The 19637-nt window shown below is 69.4% G+C and carries 18 protein-coding genes; 7 read left to right on the top strand and 11 right to left on the bottom strand.

The window, feature by feature from the left end:
• Positions 1-172: 172 nt before the first annotated feature.
• The 4 genes from M9799_RS07895 to M9799_RS07880 are packed head-to-tail and all read left to right on the top strand — an operon-like array spanning position 173 to position 4759.
• Entirely contained in the window at positions 173-1381 is a 1209-nt protein-coding gene (locus tag M9799_RS07895; protein ID WP_231042983.1) for an ABC transporter substrate-binding protein, read from the top strand.
• Entirely contained in the window at positions 1378-3273 is a 1896-nt protein-coding gene (locus M9799_RS07890) for an ABC transporter permease (protein ID WP_231042984.1), read from the top strand. Before M9799_RS07895 ends, M9799_RS07890 begins: the two co-directional genes overlap by 4 nt.
• Complete coding sequence (locus M9799_RS07885) at positions 3270-4034, top strand: ABC transporter ATP-binding protein (protein ID WP_231042985.1); 765 nt, start codon at positions 3270-3272, stop codon at positions 4032-4034. Before M9799_RS07890 ends, M9799_RS07885 begins: the two co-directional genes overlap by 4 nt.
• Complete coding sequence (locus M9799_RS07880) at positions 4031-4759, top strand: ABC transporter ATP-binding protein (RefSeq protein WP_231042986.1); 729 nt, start codon at positions 4031-4033, stop codon at positions 4757-4759. Before M9799_RS07885 ends, M9799_RS07880 begins: the two co-directional genes overlap by 4 nt.
• Here the strand turns inward: M9799_RS07880 and M9799_RS07875 are convergent.
• From M9799_RS07875 to M9799_RS07840, 8 genes are all read right to left on the bottom strand, one after another.
• On the bottom strand, positions 4744-5976 hold the full coding sequence (locus tag M9799_RS07875; RefSeq protein WP_231042987.1) for a YbfB/YjiJ family MFS transporter: 1233 nt from the start codon (positions 5974-5976) through the stop codon (positions 4744-4746). The two genes, M9799_RS07880 and M9799_RS07875, sit on opposite strands and share 16 nt — an antisense overlap.
• 111 nt (positions 5977-6087) lie before the next feature.
• Positions 6088-6549, bottom strand: a complete 462-nt coding sequence (locus tag M9799_RS07870) for a MarR family winged helix-turn-helix transcriptional regulator (protein ID WP_231042988.1) — start codon at positions 6547-6549, stop codon at positions 6088-6090.
• 98 nt (positions 6550-6647) lie between these two features.
• A complete protein-coding gene (locus tag M9799_RS07865; RefSeq protein ID WP_231042989.1) occupies positions 6648-7514 on the bottom strand; it encodes a MaoC family dehydratase in 867 nt (288 codons plus the stop codon).
• Between the two features lie 2 nt (positions 7515-7516).
• Positions 7517-8797: an ABC transporter substrate-binding protein gene (locus M9799_RS07860; RefSeq protein ID WP_231042990.1), complete on the bottom strand. Its 1281-nt coding sequence runs from the start codon at positions 8795-8797 to the stop codon at positions 7517-7519.
• Positions 8794-9522 carry an ABC transporter ATP-binding protein gene (locus tag M9799_RS07855; RefSeq protein ID WP_231042991.1) on the bottom strand — a complete coding sequence of 243 codons (729 nt, stop codon included), beginning with the start codon at positions 9520-9522 and terminating at the stop codon, positions 8794-8796. The genes M9799_RS07860 and M9799_RS07855 overlap by 4 nt, the downstream gene beginning before the upstream one ends.
• Complete coding sequence (locus M9799_RS07850) at positions 9515-10243, bottom strand: ABC transporter ATP-binding protein (RefSeq protein ID WP_231042992.1); 729 nt, start codon at positions 10241-10243, stop codon at positions 9515-9517. The genes M9799_RS07855 and M9799_RS07850 overlap by 8 nt, the downstream gene beginning before the upstream one ends.
• Positions 10243-11265, bottom strand: a complete 1023-nt coding sequence (locus M9799_RS07845; RefSeq protein ID WP_231042993.1) for a branched-chain amino acid ABC transporter permease — start codon at positions 11263-11265, stop codon at positions 10243-10245. Before M9799_RS07845 ends, M9799_RS07850 begins: the two co-directional genes overlap by 1 nt.
• Positions 11262-12146: a branched-chain amino acid ABC transporter permease gene (locus tag M9799_RS07840; RefSeq protein ID WP_231042994.1), complete on the bottom strand. Its 885-nt coding sequence runs from the start codon at positions 12144-12146 to the stop codon at positions 11262-11264. The genes M9799_RS07845 and M9799_RS07840 overlap by 4 nt, the downstream gene beginning before the upstream one ends.
• A 142-nt stretch (positions 12147-12288) precedes the next feature.
• On the opposite strand from M9799_RS07840, the gene M9799_RS07835 reads away from it, so the two are divergent.
• Positions 12289-14034 carry a thiamine pyrophosphate-binding protein gene (locus M9799_RS07835; RefSeq protein ID WP_231042995.1) on the top strand — a complete coding sequence of 582 codons (1746 nt, stop codon included), beginning with the start codon at positions 12289-12291 and terminating at the stop codon, positions 14032-14034.
• Positions 14031-14963: an SMP-30/gluconolactonase/LRE family protein gene (locus M9799_RS07830; protein ID WP_231042996.1), complete on the top strand. Its 933-nt coding sequence runs from the start codon at positions 14031-14033 to the stop codon at positions 14961-14963. The genes M9799_RS07835 and M9799_RS07830 overlap by 4 nt, the downstream gene beginning before the upstream one ends.
• A 200-nt stretch (positions 14964-15163) precedes the next feature.
• Here the strand turns inward: M9799_RS07830 and M9799_RS07825 are convergent, their stop codons facing one another.
• The 3 genes from M9799_RS07825 to M9799_RS07815 are packed head-to-tail and all read right to left on the bottom strand — an operon-like array spanning position 15164 to position 18745.
• The gene (locus M9799_RS07825) at positions 15164-15949 is read right to left on the bottom strand and encodes an enoyl-CoA hydratase-related protein (RefSeq protein WP_231042997.1); all 786 of its coding nucleotides are present in this window, start codon (positions 15947-15949) and stop codon (positions 15164-15166) included.
• Positions 15946-17004 carry a zinc-dependent alcohol dehydrogenase gene (locus tag M9799_RS07820; protein WP_263725814.1) on the bottom strand — a complete coding sequence of 353 codons (1059 nt, stop codon included), beginning with the start codon at positions 17002-17004 and terminating at the stop codon, positions 15946-15948. The genes M9799_RS07825 and M9799_RS07820 overlap by 4 nt, the downstream gene beginning before the upstream one ends.
• A 1-nt stretch (position 17005) precedes the next feature.
• A complete protein-coding gene (locus M9799_RS07815) occupies positions 17006-18745 on the bottom strand; it encodes an acetolactate synthase catalytic subunit (protein ID WP_422688967.1) in 1740 nt (579 codons plus the stop codon).
• Between the two features lie 179 nt (positions 18746-18924).
• Between M9799_RS07815 and M9799_RS07810 the strand changes: the two genes are divergently transcribed.
• Complete coding sequence (locus tag M9799_RS07810; protein WP_231042999.1) at positions 18925-19635, top strand: GntR family transcriptional regulator; 711 nt, start codon at positions 18925-18927, stop codon at positions 19633-19635.
• The last annotated feature ends 2 nt before the right edge of the window (positions 19636-19637 follow it).

The following is a 19637-nucleotide window of genomic DNA, read 5'->3' as shown; positions in this document are numbered from 1 at the left end:
CGGGACCCGGTGCAAGGACAGGTCGGAAGCTGGCTGGCAAAACGCGGCGTGGAGAGGCACAACGTTCACGGGGCGGGCATCTGTCAAGCGGGCAAACCTGGGCATTGTCGGGCAAATGCGGATGTAAGGGTACATTTCATTCCCAGTCCGTATTCAGAACCAAGGAAATCGCATGACAAGGCAAGCGTGGACGGTGGCGGCAGTGCTGGCACTGGCCGGGGGACAGGCGGGGGCGCAAGGCGTCATCAAGATCGGCGAGATCAACAGCTACAAGGCCATGCCGGCCTTCCTGGAGCCCTACAAGAAAGGCATGGAGCTGGCCGTCGAGCAGATCAATGCCGGCGGCGGCATTGCCGGCAAGAAGCTCGCGCTCGTCACGCGCGACGACAACGGCAACCCGGGCGACGCAGTGCGCGCGGCCGAGGAGCTCTATGCGCGCGAGAAGATCGACGTGCTCACCGGCAGCTTCCTGTCGCATGTGGGGCTGGCGCTCACCGATTACGCGCAGCAGAAGAAGCGCTTCTTCCTGGCCTCGGAAACGCTGACCGACAAGGTGGTCTGGGCCCAGGGCAACCGCTACACCTACCGGCTGCGCGGCTCGACCTACATGCAGGTGGCAATGCTGGTGCCCGAGGCGGCGAAGCTGAAGAAAAAGCGCTGGGCGATCGTCTATCCCAACTACGAATACGGCCAGTCGGCGGTGGCGACCTTCAAGAAGCTGCTCAAGCAAGCACAGCCCGATGTCGAGTTCGTCGCCGAGCAGGCGCCGACGCTGGGCAAGATCGATGCCGGCAGCGTGGTGCAGGCGCTGGCCGATGCCAAGCCCGATGCGATCTTCAACGTGCTGTTCTCTGCCGACCTGGGCAAGTTCGTGCGCGAGGGCAATACGCGCGGGCTGTTCAAGGGCCGCGAGGTGGTGGGGCTGCTGACCGGCGAGCCCGAGTACCTGGAGCCTTTGAGGAAGGAAGCGCCGCTGGGCTGGATCGTCACCGGCTACCCCTGGTATGCGATCAAGACGCCCGAGCACCAGGCCTTCCTCAAGGCCTACCAGGACAAGTACAGGGAGCATCCGCGGCTGGGCACCATCGTCGGCTATGGCGCGATCAAGTCGCTGGAAGCCGGGCTGCGCAAGACCGGCGGCAGCGCCGACAGCGAGAAGCTCATTGCCGCGTTCAAGGGCCTGGAAGTCGACATTCCCTTCGGCCGCATCACCTACCGGCCCGAGGACAACCAGTCGACCATGGGCGCGTATGTGGGCAGGACGGCCTATGACCAGAAGCTGGGGCATGGGGTGATGGTGGACTTCCACTATGCGGATGGGAAGGATTACCAGCCGTCGAACGAGGCCGTGCGCCAGCTGCGTCCTGCCGCCGCGCGATGAGCCTGTCCGGACTGCTGGTGCAACTGCTCAACGGGCTGGCCAGCGCCTCCTCGCTGTTCCTGGTCTCGGTCGGGCTGTCGCTGATCTTCGGCGTCACGCGCACCATCAATTTCGCGCATGGCTCGTTCTACATGCTGGGGCTGTACATCGCGTACTCGCTGGTCGGCTATCTGGGCGAGCACATCGGTTTCTGGCCGGCGCTGCTGCTGGCGCCGCTGGCCACCGCGGCGCTGGGGGCGCTGGTCGAGATGGCGCTGCTGCGGCGTATCTACAAGGCGCCCGAGCTGTTCCAGCTGCTGGCGACCTTTGCGCTGGTGCTGGTGATCAAGGACGCGGTGCTCTGGCATTGGGGGCCGGAGGAGCTGTTCGGCCCGCGCGCGCCGGGGCTGGAAGGCGCGGTCGACATCCTGGGGCGGCAGTTCCCGGTCTATGACCTGCTGCTGATCGCCGCGGGGCCCGTGGTGCTGGGGCTGCTGACGCTGCTGCTCACGCGCACGCGCTGGGGCACGCTGGTGCGCGCCGCCACGCAGGACCGGGAGATGGTCGGCGCGCTGGGCGTCAACCAGGCCTGGCTGTTCACGGCGGTGTTCGCGCTGGGCACGCTGCTGGCGGGCCTGGGCGGCGCGCTGCAGCTGCCGCGCGAGCCTGCACATCTGGACATGGACCTGCTGACGATCGGCGCGGCCTTTGTCGTGGTGGTGGTCGGCGGCATGGGCTCGATTCCCGGAGCGTTCGTTGCGGCGCTGCTGATCGCCGAGCTCAAGGCGATCTGTATCTGGCTCGGCATGGTCGAGATCGCGGGTGTCGAGATTTCCTTTTCCAAGCTGACGCTGGTCGTGGAATTCGTCGTCATGGCCGTGGTGCTGGTCTGGCGCCCCTGGGGGCTGATGGGCCGGCCGCAGGCCGCGGCGCGCGCGCTGGGCGAGGCCGAGGCGCCGCTGCGGCCCACGGGCACACGCGGGCAGGCCGCGGCCTGGGCGGGGCTGGCGCTGCTGGCCGCGCTGCCGCTGCTGGCCGGCGAGGGCAGCTATGCGCTGGTGCTGATGACGGACATCCTGATCATGGCGCTGTTTGCCGCCAGCCTGCATGCGATCCTGGGGCCCGGCGGCATGCATTCCTTTGGCCATGCGGCGTACTTCGGATTGGGCGCCTATGCGGCGGCGCTGCTGGTGCGCGGCAGCGGGCTGCCGATGGAGGCCGCGCTGCTGCTCGCACCGCTGGCCGCAGCCGGCGGCGCCTTGTTGTTCGGCTGGTTCTGCGTGCGGCTGTCGGGTGTCTACCTGACCATGCTGACGCTGGCGTTTGCGCAGATCGTCTGGGCCATCTGCTTCCAGTGGGATGCGGTGACGGGCGGCAGCAACGGGCTGACCGGCGTATGGCCCAGCGAGTGGGCTTTGCTGAGCGCGGGCTTCTACTGGCTGGCGCTGGCGCTGGCGGCCGCGGGTGTCTGGCTGCTGCGGCGCATGCTGTTCGCGCCGCTGGGCATGTCACTGCGCGCGGCGCGCGATTCGGCGTTGCGTGCCGAGGCGATTGGCATCGATGTGCGGCGCGTGCAATGGGCCGGCTTCGTCATCGCCGGGCTGTTTGCCGGGCTGGCGGGCGCGCTGTTCGTGTTCTCCAAGGGCAGCATCTCGCCCGACAGCCTGTCGGTGACGCGCTCCGTCGATGCGCTGGTGATGGTGCTGCTGGGCGGCGTGCAGTCGCTGGCCGGGCCGCTGCTCGGCGCGGGCGTGTTCACCTGGCTGCACGACACCATCGCGCGCGAGACCGATTACTGGCGCGCGCTGCTGGGCGCGGTCATCCTGCTGCTGGTGCTCCTGTTCCCGCAGGGCCTGGCCGGCATCGCGCGGCCGCTGCGGCGCCTGTTTCACCGCAGCGAGGTGCGCGCATGAGCCTGCTGCAGGTCACGGGGCTGAACAAGGCCTTTGGCGGGGTGAAAGCCGTCGATGGCGTGGATTTCTCGCTGGACAAAGGCGAGCTGCTGGCGCTGATCGGGCCGAATGGCGCGGGCAAGTCCACCACCTTCAATCTGGTCGGCGGGCAGCTCGTGCCCGACAGCGGCTCGGTGCGCCTGGCGGGCCGCGAGATGGCCGGGCTGCCGCCGCGCGCCATCTGGCGTCTGGGCGTGGGCCGCACCTTCCAGATCGCCGCGACCTTTGCCTCGCTCAGTGTCGTGGAGAACGTGCAGATGGCGCTGCTGTCGGCCGACCACAAGGTGTTCGCTTTCTGGCGCCGCGCGGCCGGGCACCGGCGCGCCGATGCGCTGGCGCTGCTCGAGCGCGTGGGCATGGGCACCCAAGCCGACCGGCCCTGCAGCGCGCTGGCCTATGGCGACGTCAAACGGGTGGAGCTGGCCATGGCGCTGGCGCATGCGCCGCAGCTGCTGCTGATGGACGAACCCACGGCCGGCATGGCGCCGGCCGAGCGGCTGGCGCTGATGGCGCTGACGCGCGCGCTGGCGAAAGAGCGGCAGATGGGCGTGCTGTTCACCGAGCACAGCATGGACGTGGTGTTCGGCCAGGCCGACCGCGTGCTGGTGCTGGTGCGCGGCAGGCTGCTGGCCGAGGGCACACCCGAAGCCATCCAGCGCGATGCGCGCGTGCAGCAGGCCTATCTGGGCAATGGGCAGATTCTGGGAAAGCACAGGCAATGACGGCACCTCTACTGGAAGTCAGCGGGCTGGACGGCTGGTATGGCGCGGCGCAGGTGCTGCAGGACGTCGCGCTGAGCGTGGGCCCGGGCGAGGTCGTGGCGCTGATGGGGCGCAACGGCGCAGGCAAGTCGACCACGCTCAAGGCCATTGCCGGGCTGCTGGCGCGCAGCAACGGACAGGTGCGCTGCATGGGCCAGTCCATCGCCGGCTGGCCTGCGTACCGCATCGCGCGTCTGGGCCTGGGCTATGTGCCCGAGGACCGGCGCATCTTCACCGATCTCACGGTGCGCGAGAACCTGGAGGTCGGCCGGCAGGCGCCGCGCCGCTGGCCCGACGGGCGCGCCGCGCCGCACTGGACGCCCGAGCGGCTGTTCCAGCTCTTTCCCAATCTCGGCGAGATGCCGGACCGCCCGGGCGGACGCATGAGCGGCGGCGAGCAGCAGATGCTGTCGGTGGCGCGCACGCTGATGGGCCAGCCGCTGGTGGTGCTGCTCGACGAGCCCTCGGAGGGCGTTGCGCCGCTGATCGTCGAGCACATGGCAGAGGCCATCCTGGCGCTCAAGAGCGCGGGCATCGGCATCCTGCTGTCGGAGCAGAACCTGCCGTTCTGCGAAGCCGTGGCCGACCGCGCCTATGTGCTGGAGAAGGGCTGCATCCGCTACGCCAGCAGCATGCGGGAGCTGCAGGGCAATCTGGCGGTACGCCAGGCTTACCTGGGCATCTGAGGCGTGCGGCTGGCCCAGGCCAGCAGCGTGCCCAGCGCCAGCATGGCCGCGGCCAGCGCGAACAGCGGATGGTAGAGATGAGTCTGCGCGTAGAGCCAGGCCATGCCCGTGCCCGACAGCGCCTGGGCCAGCGCGAACGCCGCCGTCGCATAGCCCCAGATGCGCTTGTGCGCCAGCGGCCCGACCAGCTGCAGCAGCCGCCCCGAGACCAGTGCCGCCATGCCCGGCGACAGCGCGCCGACGATGAACGAAGACACCCCGTAGGCGACGAGCTGAAGCGCGGGCGAGGGCCCGGACAACAATGCCCAGGGCAGCGCCACGGGAATGCCCACCGCCACCGCCTTGAGCGCCATGCCGCCGACCACGGCGCGGTGCCAGTCCCAGCGCGTTGCGCACCAGGCGGTCACGATCGGGCCCAGCAGCGCGCCCAGGCCGAACAGCCCCCACTGCAGCGCGCCGAATGCGGTGCCGAGCTGGCGTTCGCGCGCCAGGTAATCGACCCAGAACACGGTATGCGGCACGAAGCCCGCGGCATCGCAGGCATAGGCGGCCAGCAGCCACAGCACGGGCACAAGCCAGAGCCGGCGGGTCTTGCCTTGAGGCGGCGGGGCGGGCGCCGCCACCGTCTGCTGCCGTGCCAGCTGCGCCGCCACGGCCGGGATCCGCAGGCTGCTGCGCCAGCCCCAGAAGCCGCACAGCGCCGACACCAGCGCCAGCGCCACCCAGGTCCATGCCAGATCGAGCCGCGCCAGCGCCGGCACCAGCGTGGCCGACAGCAGCGCCCCGACGCCGACGCCCGCGAACAGCACCGGGCCGAGCACTGCGCGCCGCGCCACGGGCAGCGCCGCCATCGCCGCAGAAGGGCCCACCACCATCAGCACCGCCGCCGCGACACCGGCCAGGCAGCGCCAGGCAAAGAAGGTGGCAAAGGGCTGCGGCAGCACCGACAGCGCGAAGCTCAGCGCCACCGCGATGAAACTGCCCAGCAGCACGCGCGGCACGCTCCAGCGCTCGGTGAGCCGGTGGGCGCCGAGCGCGCCCACGAGGTAACCCAGCAGCGTGGCCGCGCCCAGGTAGGCGGCCTGGTCGGCGCTGAACCAGTGCGCCTGCACCAGCGCCGGCATCAGCGCGGTGAAGGCCATGCGGCTCAGGCCGACACCGCACAGCGTGGCCAGCAGGCCGGTGAGCAGCAGGGGGAATTCGTGGCGTTGGATCACAGGAAAGTGCGGCAGGGCAGCGGCAGGACGCCGCGGGCTGCAGCATGCGCGCCTGGCGTGCGGCTGGCAAGCGCCGGCTGTCGCCTTGGGCGCTACATTGCAGGGACTGCCTCAGTCGTAGATCTTCTGCAGCAACCGGATCAGCGTCTTGCGCTCCGCCGCCGTGAGACTGCTGGTGGCCTCGATTTCCAGCGCGCTGACGGTCTGCTCGGCGCGCTCGTTCAGCGCCTGGCCCTCCTCGCTCAGGTACAGGCCCATGGCGCGGCCATCGAAGGGGTGCGGGCGGCGCACCAGCAGGCCGCGCTTTTCCAGCAGGGTCACGAGGTTCACGAGGTTCGGCGCCAGGATGTTCAGGCTGTTGCAGACCTGGCGCGAGGTGACGCCCGGGTTGTGGGCCACCAGGTTGAGCAGCGAGAATTCCACGATCTTCAGCTGGTGCACGGCCATGCATTCGGTGAACACCTCGATGATGGACAGCGCCGCGCGCCGCGCGTTGTAACCGACCAGCGTGCGCAGGAAGTCGGTGTTGACGGTGTCGACGATGTCGGTGGACGGGTCTTTGGCGCTGTGCATGCGCCGATTGTGCTGCTGCCAGGCAGCGCGGCAATAGCTGGTCTTCCCGAGGGCGGCCCCGTTGCAACGCATCCGGCAACAACGGGGGCGGCCAGTTGCTAGCGACACAAAAGCGCCAACCCCCGGTCGAGCACCGTGACCCCACGCGCCGGTACCGTGCAGCGAAAGCGCAGGGGGGATTCGCCATCTGGTCCAAGCCATAGCTCGGTGCGCAGCACGTCGCCCGGATAGACCGGCGCCGAGAAGCGCACATCGAAGCGCCGTAACTGTTGCGGGTCGGCCCCGGTCATGCGCAGCAGCGAATAGGCGGCAATGCCATAGCTGCACAGGCCATGCAGTATCGGGCGCTCGAAGCCCGCCTGGCGCGCTACCGCCGGAGAAGCGTGCAGCGGATTGCTGTCGCCATTGAGGCGGTAGATCAGCGCCACCTGCAGCGGGATTGCGTAATCGAAGCTGCGGTCGCAGGCCCTGTCCGGCAGCGGTTCGGGGCCCGCCGGGCCGGCAGCCGGGCCGCCGAAGCCGCCGTCGCTGCGGCAGATGGCGTTGGAGGTCAACGAACACAGCAGTTCGCCGCTGCCGGTGTCGAACAGATCGCGCCGCGTGTGCACATGGGCCGCGCGGCCCGGGCCCTTGTCGACGATCTCCTCGATGACGGTGCGCCCGGTGACGCGCCCGGATACCGGCAGCGGCCGGTGCACGACCAGCCCCTGCTCGCCATGCACCACGGCCTGCCAGGTGATGCCGGTGCCCGGTTCGCGCTGCCAGAAGCCGCCGTAGCCCAGCACCACGGCCATCGTCGGCAGCAGGCGCAGGCCCTCCTCGTAGACGAAGTCCAGCTGCGCCTGGTCCATCGGGTCGTGGCCCAGGCCCAGGCCCAGCGCGTAGAGCATGCATTCGCGCGGCCCGTAATCCTGCACCACGTCGGCAAACACCCGCGACTTCAGCTGTTGGTAGTCGATCGCCATGGCTAGATCGCGCCGCGCTTGCCCCAGCCGGGCAGGGGCATCGCCGTGGGCTTGGCCAGGCCGAAGGGCTCGGGCGCGATGGTCACGATCTTGCGGCTGCGCCACTGGTCGTAGGTCGGGAAGGCGCGGGTGTTGCTCTGCGTCTTCGGGTCGAACTTCACGCCCCAGCCGACGATGGTGGAGCCCGCCGGAAGGTCCAGCGCCAGCGCGGCGGCACGGATCTTCTCGGTGTCCATGGCGCCGGCGTCGGGCAGGATGCGCTTGAGCAGCAGGTGCATGGCGGTGAAGCCCATGCCGGTGTGCGCCGAGGGCTCGCGGCCGTTGAATTTCCTGCGGTGCTCCTCGTGGAAGCGCTTGAACAGCGCCGCGGCTTCCGGCGTCAGGCCCGCGGGGTTGATGTTGATCGAGGTGCCGGCATTGAAGATGCCGTTGACGTCGTCCATCAGCGCGTCGGCGTATTCGCCCACGTTGTGGCCGCCGCCATTGCCGATGACGGCCTTGAAGTTGAGCCCCGCTTCACGCGACTGGCGCGCGAACAGGATGCAGTCGGGCGTGTACTGGCAGGCGATCAGCACATCCGGCTGCAGCGACTTGTAGCGCTGCACCATCGACGACATGTCGGTGGTCTTGTAGCTGTAACTGGTGGCGTCCACCAGGTTGACGTTCATCTTCGCCAGCCAGCCCTTGGCGCCCTCGGCAATGGCGCTGCCGTTGGAGGAGTCCTCGGTCAGCAGCGCGACCTTCATCTTCGACAGCTCCAGCCCGCAGCCCGGCGCGATGGTGTCGGTGACGAAGCGCGCGGCGCCCGCGCCCAGCACGGTGGCCGGGTAGATCATGCGGAACAGGTACTTGAAGCCGCGCTTCGTCACCTCGTCGGCCACCGCGCCCTGCTCCAGGTAGATCACCTTGTTGCGCTCGGCCACCTGGCTGGCCGGCAGCGAGATCGAGCTGGCGTAGGAGCCGACGATGACCTTCACCCGGTCCTTGCTGATCAGCCGGTTGGCCTGCGACACCGCCTCGGTGGAACTGGGCACGTCGGCCACCGCGAATTCCACCGGCGCGCCGAACACGCCGCCCTCGGCATTGACCCATTCCTGCGCCATCTGGAAGCCGCGGTAGACATCGTTGCCCAGCGTGGCCAGCGGCCCCGACAGCGGCAGCAGCACGCCGATCTTCACCGGTGTCTTGCCCTGTGCCAGAACCGCGGGCGCCGCCGTGGCGGCCAGCCCGCCTGCGGCCAGCGCCGCGAAGGAACGCCGCGAGATACCATCATCATGCTTCATGCCAATGTCTCCGTCTTGTGGTTGAGGCCGAGGTAGATGCTCTGCACCTCGGGGTTTTGCGAAAGCTCGCGGCCCGTGCCGCTCAGCGCTGCGTGGCCGTGCTGGAGCACGTAGGCGCGGTCGGCCATGGCCAGGGCCCGGCTGACGTTCTGCTCGACGATCAGCAGCGTGACGCCGCTGTCGCGGATGCTCTGTATCGCGTCGTAGACCCGGTCCACCGCGATCGGTGCCAGGCCCAGCGACACCTCGTCGAGCATCAGCAGCTCGGGCATGGCGACCAGGCCGCGCGCGATGGCGCACATCTGCTGCTGGCCACCCGAGAGCGTGCCCCCCAGCTGCTGGGCGCGCTCCTGCAGGATGGGAAACAGCCGGTGCACGAAGTCCAGCCGCTGCTCCAGGTGCGGGCGGGCGCGCTTCGAGTACGCCCCCAGCTCCAGGTTGCGCCGCACCGTCATGCGCGGAAACAGCCGCCGGCCTTCGGGCACCAGCACCACGCCCTGCTCGACGATGGACTTGGTGGCCTGGCCGCCGATCTCGGCGCCGTCGAAGCGGATGCTGCCGCGCATCGGCTGCAGCAGGCCGGCAATGGTGCGCAGCAGCGTGGTCTTGCCGACGCCGTTGGAGCCGACGATGGCCACCACCTCGCCGCGCTGCACCTGCATGTCCATGCCGAACAGCACCTGCGTGTCGCCGTAGCCGGCATCGAGGTCACGGATCTCAAGCATGCTGCACCTCCGTTGCCGCATCGCCCAGGTAGGCGCGCACCACGGCGGCATCGCGCATCACCTCCTGCGGCGGGCCGTCCGCGATCTTGCGGCCGGTGTCCATCACCACCAGGCGGTCGCATATTCCCATCACTGCCTCCATGTTGTGCTCCACGAACAGCACCGTCATGCCCTCGCCGCGCAGCGTGCGGATCAGCTCCAGCATGGCGCCCACCTCCGAGGAATTGAGCCCGGCCAGCACCTCGTCGAGCAGCAGCATGCGCGGCTGCGTGGCCAGGGCCCGGCCCACCTCCAGGCGCTTCTTTTCCGCGGTGGTCAGCGCGGGCGTGGGCACGTCCAGGCGCCGGCCCAGGCCGACGCGCTGCGCCACGGCGCTGGCGGCGGCGCGCGCCGCGTCGATGCGGCGGTGGTGCAGCATGGCGCCGGCCATGATGCTTTCGAGCACCGTCATCGAGGCAAAGGTCTGCGGGATCTGGAAGGTGCGCGCCAGGCCGCGCCCGCAGATGCCGGCCGAGCCCATGCCGGCCAGCGAGCGGCCCTCGAAAAGGATCTCGCCGGCATCGGGGGGCAGGGCGCCGGCCACGAGGCTGAAGAGGGTGGTCTTGCCGGCGCCGTTCGGTCCGATCAGGCCGAAGATCTCGCCCTGCGCCACGTCGAAGTCCACCGCGTCCACCGCCACCAGGCCGCCAAAGCGTTTGGTGAGTTGCCGTACCTGCAGCATCACTGTTCTCCTGTCTTGGGCTGCGCCCCGGCGCTGCGGCGCCCGCGCGCCGCGATTCGCTCGCGCAGGCTGCGGGCGCCGCCCAGCAGGCCCTGCGGCAGCAGCACCACGATTACGATCAGCAGCAGGCCGTAGACCACCAGGTGGGTGCCGGAGGCGGCATCGCCAAAGGCCTCCACCAGGAATTCGCGGAAGGGCAGCGCAATCGCCGCCCCCAGCACCGGCCCGGCCAGCGTGCCCACGCCGCCCAGGATGCTCATCAGCGCCAGGTCCACGGACAGCGCGACGGTGAACACCGTGCCCGGCTCGATATACATGACGTACTGCGCCATCAGCGTGCCGCCGATGGAGCTGAAGGCCGCGCTAAGCAGCAGCGCCAGCAGCTTGTAGCGGCGCACCGGCACGCCGGTGGCCTCGGCCGCGTCCTCGTTGTCGCGGATGGCGCGCAGGTAGAAGCCCATGAAGCTGCGCGACAGCACGAAAGCCGCGGCCAGCACCAGCGCCAGATAGCCGCCCGCCAGCCAGACATAGCTGGCGCGGTCTTCGAACACCATGCGCGCGAGACCCGGCTGGAAGTCGATGCTCAGGCCATAGGGCAGATCGACGAACTTGCGCGAATAGATCAGCAGGATGCGCACGGTCTCGGAAAAAGCCAGCGTGGCCATGGCGAAGAACACCCCGCGCATGCGGAAGGTGGGAAAGGCAATGACCACCGCCAGCAGCATGCTGAAGGCCGCCCCCACCAGCATGCCCAGCCAGGGGCTGATGCCGGCGTAGTTGAGCAGCACCGTCGAGGTGTATGCGCCGATGCCGACGAAGGCCGTATGGCCCAGCGAGAACTGCCCGGCCATGCCGCCGACGATGTTCCAGGCCGAGGCCAGGCCGGCGTACAGCAGGGTCAGCACCATCAGGTTCAGGTAGTAGTCGTTGCTCGGCACCAGCGCGCCGAGCAGCACGGCTGCCACCAGCAGCAGGGTCCAGAAGGCGTCGCTGCGGTGCAGCAGCAGATAGCGCAATGTCATTTGAGAGCCTCCTTTTCCGCGCCCTTGACGCCGAACAGACCATGCGGGCGCAGCGCCAGCAGCAGGATCAGCAGCACGAAGTGCGTGGCTTCCTTGAGATCGGGGCTGAAAAAGCCCGTGAACGACTCCATGACCCCCAGCACCAGTCCGCCGATCACCGTCCCGGGCACGCTGGCCAGGCCGCCCAGCACCACCACCACGAAGGCCACGAGCACGAAGAAGGTGCCCACCGAGGGGAAGGCATAGAAGCTGGGCACCAGCACCGCGCCGGCGATGCCGGTGAGGCCGATGCCCAGGCCGAAGGTGAGCAGGAAGATGCGTCCGGGATCGATCCCCATCAGCCGCGCGGCCGAGATGTCCTGCGAGATCGCCTCGATGGCGCGCCCGAGGAAGGTGAGGCGCAGGAACAGCACCACCGCCGCCAGGATGGACATGGCGAAGCAGAAGGCCACCAGCCGGTTGGCGCTCACGGTGATGCCCAGGAACTCCACCGACTCCGCCCCGGCCGGCATCACCTGCACCGTGCGGTAGTCGCCGCCCCACAGCAGCAGGGCCAGGTTCTGCAGCGCGATGCCCAGGCCGAGCGTGGCGAACACCTGCGTCATCTCCGGCTTGTAGATGGTGAAGCGCATCAGGCACCAGTAGAAGAGCAGGCCCAGCACGAAGAAGGCGGCGCCCACCAGCGGGGCGCCGTAGTACGGATTGATGCCGGTGCCGCGCATCAGCCAGTAGCCCGCGTACATGCCCAGCATCAGGAACTCGCCGTGGGCGAAATTGACCACCTTCGCCACGCCGAAGATGAGGTTCAGCCCGAGCGCGCAGAGGGCATAGACACCGCCGAGCAGGATGCCCGACACCAGGAGTTGGATGAAATCGTTCATGGCAGAGATGCGATTTGCAAGGGCGCGGGTTTTGCCGTATCCGGTTGAAGTTAATAGTTTATAAACTACAAGATGTGTACATCCTGGTCCCGGCTTCGAGCGCTGTCAATAGGGCAAACCGGGCCCCAACCCACTTCGAACCATGAGCATCCAACGCAGTCTGAAAAACAGCCGGCCCAGCCCGGAACTCATTGCCGCAGTCCTCGAGGAGGCCGGCATCGGCGCCGTCTTCGGCATCTCCGGCGGCCACACCGGCCGCATCTTCGGGGCGCTCGAGCAGCGCCAGCAAAGCATCCGCACGGTGCTGGTGCGCGAGGAGTCGCTGGCCGCCGTGATGGCCGAGGTGTACGGGCGCCTCACCCGCAAGCCGGGCGTGGTGCTGGGGCAGGGCCCCTGGGTGCTGGGCAATGGCCTGGTCGGCACCATCGAGGCGCGGCTGTCGAGCTCGCCGATGCTGCTGCTGACGGACTTCAGCGACACGCCGCCCTTTGGCCTGCATGCGCCCTACCAATCGGGGACGGGGGAGTACGGAAATTGGGATGCGCGCCAGGCCTTTGGCGGCCTGGTCAAGCAGGTGTTCGCGGTGCACGAGCCGGCCTCGGCGGTGCATGCGACGCAGCTGGCAGTCAAGCATGCGCTGAGCGGCCAGCCCGGCCCGGTGGCGGTGATCTTCGGGTTGCAGGCGCTGACCGGAGAGGTCGGCCCGCAGTCCGAGCCGCGGCTGTATCCGACGCATCACTACCTGCCGCCACCGGCAGCGGCGGCCGATCCGCGCACGGTGGCACAGGCCGCGGCAGCGCTGCGCGCCGCGCGCCGGCCGGTGATCGTCGCCGGCAACGGCGTGCGCCTGGCCGCCGCCTACGAAGCGCTGCAGCGCTTTGCCGAGCGCAGCGGGGTGCCGGTCGTCACCACGCCCTCGGGCAAGGGGGTGCTGGCCGAGACCCATGACCTGGCACTGGGGGTGTTCGGCACCTTCGGCACCGATGGCGCCAATGCCTGCGTGGCCGAGGCCGACCTGGTGCTGGTGGTGGGCTCCAAGCTCACGGCCTCTGACACCGTGCGCGAGAACCCGCTGCTGCTCGACCCGGAGCGCCAGGTCTTCGTGCAGATCGACGTGGAGACGCGCAACGCCTCCTGGACCTTCCCGGCGGAGCATGTGCTGCTGGGCGATGCCGGCGCGGTGCTCGATCAGCTGGGCGAGGCACTGGGCGGCATGCCCGCGTTTGCCGGGCAGCAGCGCGTGGCCGGCCACCGCGCGCGGCATGGGCATTTCAACGCGCCGGCCTACCAGTCCGACGCCGCGCCGCTGATGCCGCAGCGCATCATCGCCGAGATGCACGCGCATCTGCCCGAGGATGCGATCGTCACCTGCGACGCGGGCGAGAACCGCATTTTCATGACGCACTGCTACCAGACGCGCTCGGCGGGCGCCTTCCTGCAGGCGGCGGGCGCCGGCCCGATGGGCTACGGCATTCCAGCGGCGCTGGCGGCCAAGCTGGTGCACCCCGAGCGCGCGGTGGTGGCGGTGGTGGGCGACGGCGGCTTCGCCATGACCATGAACGGGCTCATGACCGCCGTCGAGCAATCGCTGCCCATCGTCGTGATCATCTTCAACAACCAGGCACTGGGCTGGTCGCTGCATTCGCGCGGGCCCTTTGCCACGACGCTGGGCGACTTCGACCACGCCGCCATTGCCCGCGGCATGGGCTGCGAGGGCGTGCGGGTGCATGAGCCGTCCCAACTGGGCCCGGCGCTGCAGGCGGCGCTGGCCAGCGGCCGGCCCACCGTCATCGACGTGATGACTTCGCTGGAGTTGCGCTTCGATCAGCTGACCTCGCCACTGAGCGCGGTCGTCGAATCCCGTGAACCCCAAGGAGACGCGCAATGACCGTTCGAATCCAGGAAATAGCCGCAGGCCTGCGCTTTCCCGAAGGCCCGATCGCCATGCCCGACGGCTCGCTGCTGCTGGTGGAGATCGAGGGCCGCACGCTGACGCGCGTGGGCACCGATGGCCGCGTCGAGCGCATCGTGCAGTTGCAGGGCGGGCCCAACGGCGCGGCCCTCGGGCCCGATGGCAAGGTCTACATCTGCAACAACGGCGGCTTCAAGTGGCATGACAGCGCCGAGCACGGCATACGCCCGATCGGGCAGGCGGACGATTACACCGGCGGCTGGATCGAGACCGTGGACCTGGCCAGCGGCCGCGTCGAGCGCCTCTACGAGCGCAGCGAAAGCGGACCGCTGCGCGGGCCCAACGACCTGGTGTTCGACCGCCAGGGTGGCTTCTGGTTCACCGACCATGGCAAGACCCGGGCGCGCGACGTGGACCGGGGCAGCGTGTATTACGCCCGGGCCGATGGCTCCTCCATCCGCGAGATCATCTTCCCGCTGTGGTCGCCCAACGGCATCGGGCTGTCGGCCGATGAACGCACGCTCTATGTGGCCGAGACCTTCACCGGTCGGATCTGGGCCTTCGAGCTGAGCGCGCCGGGCGAGATCAAGCCCCAGCCCTGGCCGCATTCGCCCCAGGGCGGGCGGCTGGTGGCGGGGCTGCCGGGCTACCAGAACCTGGATTCGCTGGCGCTGGACAGCGCCGGCAATATCTGCGTGGCGACGCTCTCGAACGGCGGCATCACGGTGGTGTCGCCCTGCGGCGCGCACATCGAACACATTCCCATGCCCGACGCCATGACCACCAATCTGTGCTTTGGCGGGCCTTCGTTGCAGACTGCTTTCATCACCCTGTCCTCCACCGGGCGGCTGGTGGCGATGGAGTGGGAGCGGCCCGGGCTGGGGTTGAATTTTCTCAATGTTTGAAGGTGGGGGGCGCCCAGCCGGGGGCGCCTATGGCAGTTTCGTGCTGAGCAGCCCGTCATCCTTCGACAAGCTCAGGACGAACGGATAACCCCACCGTTCGCCCTGAGCCTGCCTCGGCGGTCCCGTCGAAGGGCGTTTCAGGGCAGGGCGGTCAAGATGAAAATGCCCTTGCCGGGGGCGCCCAGCGGGCAATCGGGCCCTCAGCGCCCCCTCCACCGCGGCGCGCGCTTTTCAATGAAAGCCAGCGGCCCTTCGCGGTAATCCTCGCTGGCCGCCACCACGGCCATGGCCTCGGCGCTGCGCTGGCGCAGTTCGGGCTCGATGCGGTCCAGCGCGGCGCGCGCCACCTTCAGGCTCTCGCGCACCGCCACCGGGGCATTGGCGCCGATCTGGCGCGCCAGCAGCAGCGCCTCCTGCAGCGCCTCGCCCGGCGCCGTGAGGCGGTTGACGAAACCGAAATGGTGGGCGCGCGCCGCGTCGATCGGCAGGGCGGTGGCGATCAGCTCCAGGGCGACATTCGGGGGCAGCGCGCGCGGCAGCCGGTACAGGCCTCCGGCCGCGGCCACCAGCCCGCGCAATACTTCGGGCAGGCCGAAGCTGGCAGCGGTGGAGGCCACGACCATGTCGCAGCTCAGCACCAGCTCGCAGCCGCCGGCCAGGGCCTTGCCGTCCACCGCGGCGATCCATGGCTTGTCGCGCCGCGCAAAGGCCAGGCCGGCAAAGCCGCCGCGTTCCGTGCGCAGGCTGGCGCGCCGGCCGGCGGCGATCTCCTTCAGATCCGCGCCGGCGGAAAACACCTCCGCATGCGAGCTGGCAAGCACCACCGCGCGGATTTCGGGATCGGACTCGGTGCGCTCCACCAGCGCCTCCATGGCCGCGGCCACGGCGCCGTTGACGGCGTTGCGCGCCTGCGGCCGGTTGAGGGTCAGCACGGCGGTATGGCCGTCGCGCACTTCGTAGAGGATTTCTCCCGCGTCGGCGTTCATGCAGCCTCCATGGCAAGGCCGGGCTGCAGCACCACCTTGGACACACCGCGCGCCTTCGATTGCTCGAAGCCCTCGATGGCCTGGTCCAGCCCCATCACCAGCGAGACAAAGGGCCGCACGGCCTCGGGCGTTTCGTACAGGCGGCGCGCCATCACCTCCCAGCCGCGGCGCTGCGAGGCATGGGCGCCGCGGATCTGCTGGCGGTTGCGCACCAGTGCCGTCAGGTCGATGGACGCGGGCTGGGCATGGATGCCGGCCGTCACCAGGATGCCGTCCTTGCGCAGCACCGACAGCCCCTGCGAGATGCTGGCGGGATGGCCCGTGGCCTCGAACACCACATCGGCCATGCGGTTGCCGGTGGCCGCCAGAAAGGCGCTGGCCAGATCGGGCGTGTGCGCCAGATCCAGCGTGTGCGTGGCGCCGATCTGGCGCGCGGTCTGCAGCCGGGCGCCGTCGTTCAGGCCTGCCACCACCACCGTGGTGGCGCCGCGCCAGGCAGCGGCCCGCGCGATCGCCTGGCCGATGGTGCCGGGGCCCAGCACCAGCACCGTGTCGCCATGGGTCACCGCGCCCACCTCGGCGGCGTTGTCGCCCACGCACAGCGGCTCCATCAGCGCGCCCAGCACCGGGTCGGTGCCCTCGCGCAGGGGGATGCACGCCAGCCAGGGCACGCGCACGAAGCGCGCAAAGGCGCCGTCGCTGGTCAGCCCGATGGTGCGGCGCGATTCGCAGCGCTGCGCAAAGCCGCCGGCGCAGGCCGCGCACTTCATGCAGCCGATGGTGGGAATGGCGGACACCAGATCGCCCTGCGCCAGGCCCGGGACATCGGGCCCGACGGCGGCGATGCGGCCGCAGAACTCGTGGCCCAGGATGACCGGCAGGCGCCGGCGCATGAACTCGTAGCTGCCGGTCCATTCGTAGACATGCACGTCCGAGCCGCAGATGCCGGCCGCGGCCACCTCGATCAGCACTTCGCCCGGGCCAGGCCGGCCGGGCTCGGGCACCTCGTCGAGCGACAGCCCGGGAGCGGGGGCGGTTTTGCGCAATGCCAGCATCTCAGACCACCTCGTACCAGCTGACGGGAGGGAAGGCGTCCGGGTCGGTCACCACATCGATCAGCGTGACGCCGTCGGCCGCGAGAGCCTCGTCGAGCGCCGCGCCCAGTTCGCCCGGCTGCTCCACGCGCACGCCATGCGCGCCGGTGGCCCGGGCCAGCGCGGCATGGTCCACCGGCGCGAATTCGCAGGCATCGGTGAAGGCGCCGAATTTGACGTTCTCCGCATGCTTCTGGTAGCCCAGGATGCCGTTGTTCAGCACCACCAGCACCACCTTGAGCTTCATGCGCACGGCGGTCTCCAGCTCGGCCCAGGCATGGGCGAAGCCGCCGTCGCCCACGACGCAGAAGATATGCCCCTCGGGCTGCGCCACGCGTGCGCCCAGGGCCATCGGGAAACCCCAGCCCAGCCCGGCCAGGCCGCGCGGCGTGAGAAAACGCATGCCCGCGCGGCGCGACTTCAGGTAGTTGGCGATCCAGATCGAGGAGTAGCTGGCATCGGCCACCACCACGCTGTCGCCCTGCAGACGGCTGTCGATCTCCGCCATGATGCGCTCCGGCCGCACCGGCGCGGCATCGCTCTCGACCAGCCGCGCCACCTCGCGCACATGCTGCTGCTGGCCCTGGCGGATCGTGGCCTCGACATCGGCGCGCGCGGCATGGCGCTTGCCCAGGTCGAGCGTCTCCAGGCGCTCGGTGAGGGCGGCCAGCGTCAGCCGCGCGTCGCCGATCAGCCGCATGGCTTCGTAGTTGCGGCCGACTTCCTCGGGCGCCACGTCGATGTGGATGAATTTCGCGCCCTCGGGGTACAGCTTCCAGGAATCGGTGCCGTTCTGGTTGGTGCGGTTGCCCACGAGCAGCACCACATCGGCGCCCGTGACCATCTGCTTGAGATAGCGCGCGCCGCCGTTGGGCCCGGTGAAGTAGCTGACCACGCCCAGCGACAGCGGATGGCGCTCGTCCACGCTGCCCTTGCCCATGACGGTGGTGGCCACGGGCAGGCTGGCGGCCTCCTGCAGACGTGCAAGCTCGGCGCTGGCGCCCGACAGGTGCACGCCGCCGCCGGCAATGACGACGGGCCGCTCGGCGCCGGCCAGCAGGGCCGCGGCGGCATCCAGGTCGGCGCTGCCGGGCAGGGCGCGGTCCAGCGGATAGTGGCCCAGCGAGGCGGCACGATGGCTGGCGGGGGGCGCGGGCTCGAGCAGCAGGTCGGCGGGCAGCATCAGCACGGCAGGCCCGGGCCGGCCGCTGGTGGCGGCCACGAAGGCCATGTCCAGGTAGTCGTCGATGCGCCTGGCATCGGTGACGCGGCGCACCCACTTGCTGCAGGGGCGGAACATGGACTCGTGGTCGATTTCCTGGAAGGCGTTGCGGTCCGTCTGGTCGCGCGCCACGTCCTGCACCAGCGCGATCACCGGCACCGACACCTTCAGCGCCTCCATCAGCGGCGCCACCAGCAGGGCGGCGGCGGGGCCGTTCTGCGCGGTGACCACGCCCACCTTGCCGGTGAGCCGCGCATAGGCATCGGCCATGTAGCCGCCGGTGTTCTCCTGGCGGTAGGCGATCTGCTGCAGGCCCAGCTCGCGCGCGGCCAGGTGCACCATCGACGGCAGGCTCTGGCCGAAAAGGCAGGTCACGCCGTGGCGCTGCAGGCCCTGGGCGATGCGGTGCGCGACGGTATCGCGGTAGTCCAGCCCGCGCGAGCGCGTGGCGCGGCGGGTGGTGGGATCGAGCGCATCCAGGGATGCAACGGGAGCGGAAGCGATGTCGTTCACGGCGTGTCTCCTAGTAGAATGCTTCGAATAATTCTATAAACTATAGAATATGTCAACCCGGAGTGACCCAGTGGAGAACCGCCGCCTTGGACCCCTTGGCTGTGCGTGTGATTCAATTGGCCAAACCCTTTGAACACTTTTTGAAAATGATCCTGTCCGCCAGCGATAACGCGCACGAAGCCTCGGAGCGCCTTGCACACACGAACCTGTCGACCAAGGTGTATGAATTCATGCGCAGCGCACTGGCCAACGGCGAGCTGCTGCCGGGCCAGAAACTCAGCGCCCGCACGCTGATCGACCGCCTGGGCGTGAGCCAGACCCCGGTGCGCGAAGCCATGCTGCAACTGGTGGCCGAGCGCGCGCTGACGATGCACCGCAACAAGTCGGTGACCGTGCCGGTGCTGAGCGCGGACGACTACATCGAGCTGCGCGACATCCGCGTCGCGCTCGAGGGCCTGGCCTGCCGCTGCGCGGCGGAGAACGTGAAGAACGCCGATCTCGTGGCGCTGGGCAAGCTGCACCGGCAGATGATGGTCGCCAAGCGCGGCGGCGATTACCGCAGCACCATGCGGCTGAACCGTGAATTCCACCTCGGCATCTACGCCCTGAGCGGGCGCGCCGAGCTGGTGGCGCTGATCGAGTCGCTGTGGGTGCGCACCGGCCCCTATCTCAACCTGATCTACCGCGACACCGTCCCGCTGCCGAAGACCCACGAGCATGACGGCCTGCTGGCCGCGCTGAAGGCGCGCGATCCCGAACTCGCGGCGCAGGCGGTGGCGCAGGACATCATCCGCGGCGGCGAGCCGGTGGTGAATGCGCTGCGCGCGGATGCGCAGGCGCAGGCGGAAAGCGCCTAGAG

It is taken from the genome of Comamonas endophytica, from assembly GCF_023634805.2.
In the GTDB taxonomy this organism is placed as follows: Bacteria; Pseudomonadota; Gammaproteobacteria; order Burkholderiales; family Burkholderiaceae_C; genus Comamonas; species Comamonas endophytica.
The sequence above is the reverse complement of the archived record's forward strand: the minus strand, read 5'-3'. Positions and strand labels throughout refer to the sequence as shown.

Bases quoted from the DNA above. Each gene is read 5' to 3' on its own strand.
- M9799_RS07895 (WP_231042983.1), top strand. From the start codon at position 173: ATGACAAGGCAAGCGTGGACGGTGGCGGCAGTGCTGGCACTGGCCGGG.
- M9799_RS07890 (WP_231042984.1), top strand. From the start codon at position 1,378: ATGAGCCTGTCCGGACTGCTGGTGCAACTGCTCAACGGGCTGGCCAGC.
- M9799_RS07885 (WP_231042985.1), top strand. From the start codon at position 3,270: ATGAGCCTGCTGCAGGTCACGGGGCTGAACAAGGCCTTTGGCGGGGTG.
- M9799_RS07880 (WP_231042986.1), top strand. From the start codon at position 4,031: ATGACGGCACCTCTACTGGAAGTCAGCGGGCTGGACGGCTGGTATGGC.
- M9799_RS07870 (WP_231042988.1), bottom strand. From the start codon at position 6,549: ATGCACAGCGCCAAAGACCCGTCCACCGACATCGTCGACACCGTCAAC.
- M9799_RS07865 (WP_231042989.1), bottom strand. From the start codon at position 7,514: ATGGCGATCGACTACCAACAGCTGAAGTCGCGGGTGTTTGCCGACGTG.
- M9799_RS07860 (WP_231042990.1), bottom strand. From the start codon at position 8,797: ATGAAGCATGATGATGGTATCTCGCGGCGTTCCTTCGCGGCGCTGGCC.
- M9799_RS07855 (WP_231042991.1), bottom strand. From the start codon at position 9,522: ATGCTTGAGATCCGTGACCTCGATGCCGGCTACGGCGACACGCAGGTG.
- M9799_RS07850 (WP_231042992.1), bottom strand. From the start codon at position 10,243: ATGCTGCAGGTACGGCAACTCACCAAACGCTTTGGCGGCCTGGTGGCG.
- M9799_RS07845 (WP_231042993.1), bottom strand. From the start codon at position 11,265: ATGACATTGCGCTATCTGCTGCTGCACCGCAGCGACGCCTTCTGGACC.
- M9799_RS07840 (WP_231042994.1), bottom strand. From the start codon at position 12,146: ATGAACGATTTCATCCAACTCCTGGTGTCGGGCATCCTGCTCGGCGGT.
- M9799_RS07835 (WP_231042995.1), top strand. From the start codon at position 12,289: ATGAGCATCCAACGCAGTCTGAAAAACAGCCGGCCCAGCCCGGAACTC.
- M9799_RS07830 (WP_231042996.1), top strand. From the start codon at position 14,031: ATGACCGTTCGAATCCAGGAAATAGCCGCAGGCCTGCGCTTTCCCGAA.
- M9799_RS07825 (WP_231042997.1), bottom strand. From the start codon at position 15,949: ATGAACGCCGACGCGGGAGAAATCCTCTACGAAGTGCGCGACGGCCAT.
- M9799_RS07820 (WP_263725814.1), bottom strand. From the start codon at position 17,004: ATGCTGGCATTGCGCAAAACCGCCCCCGCTCCCGGGCTGTCGCTCGAC.
- M9799_RS07810 (WP_231042999.1), top strand. From the start codon at position 18,925: ATGATCCTGTCCGCCAGCGATAACGCGCACGAAGCCTCGGAGCGCCTT.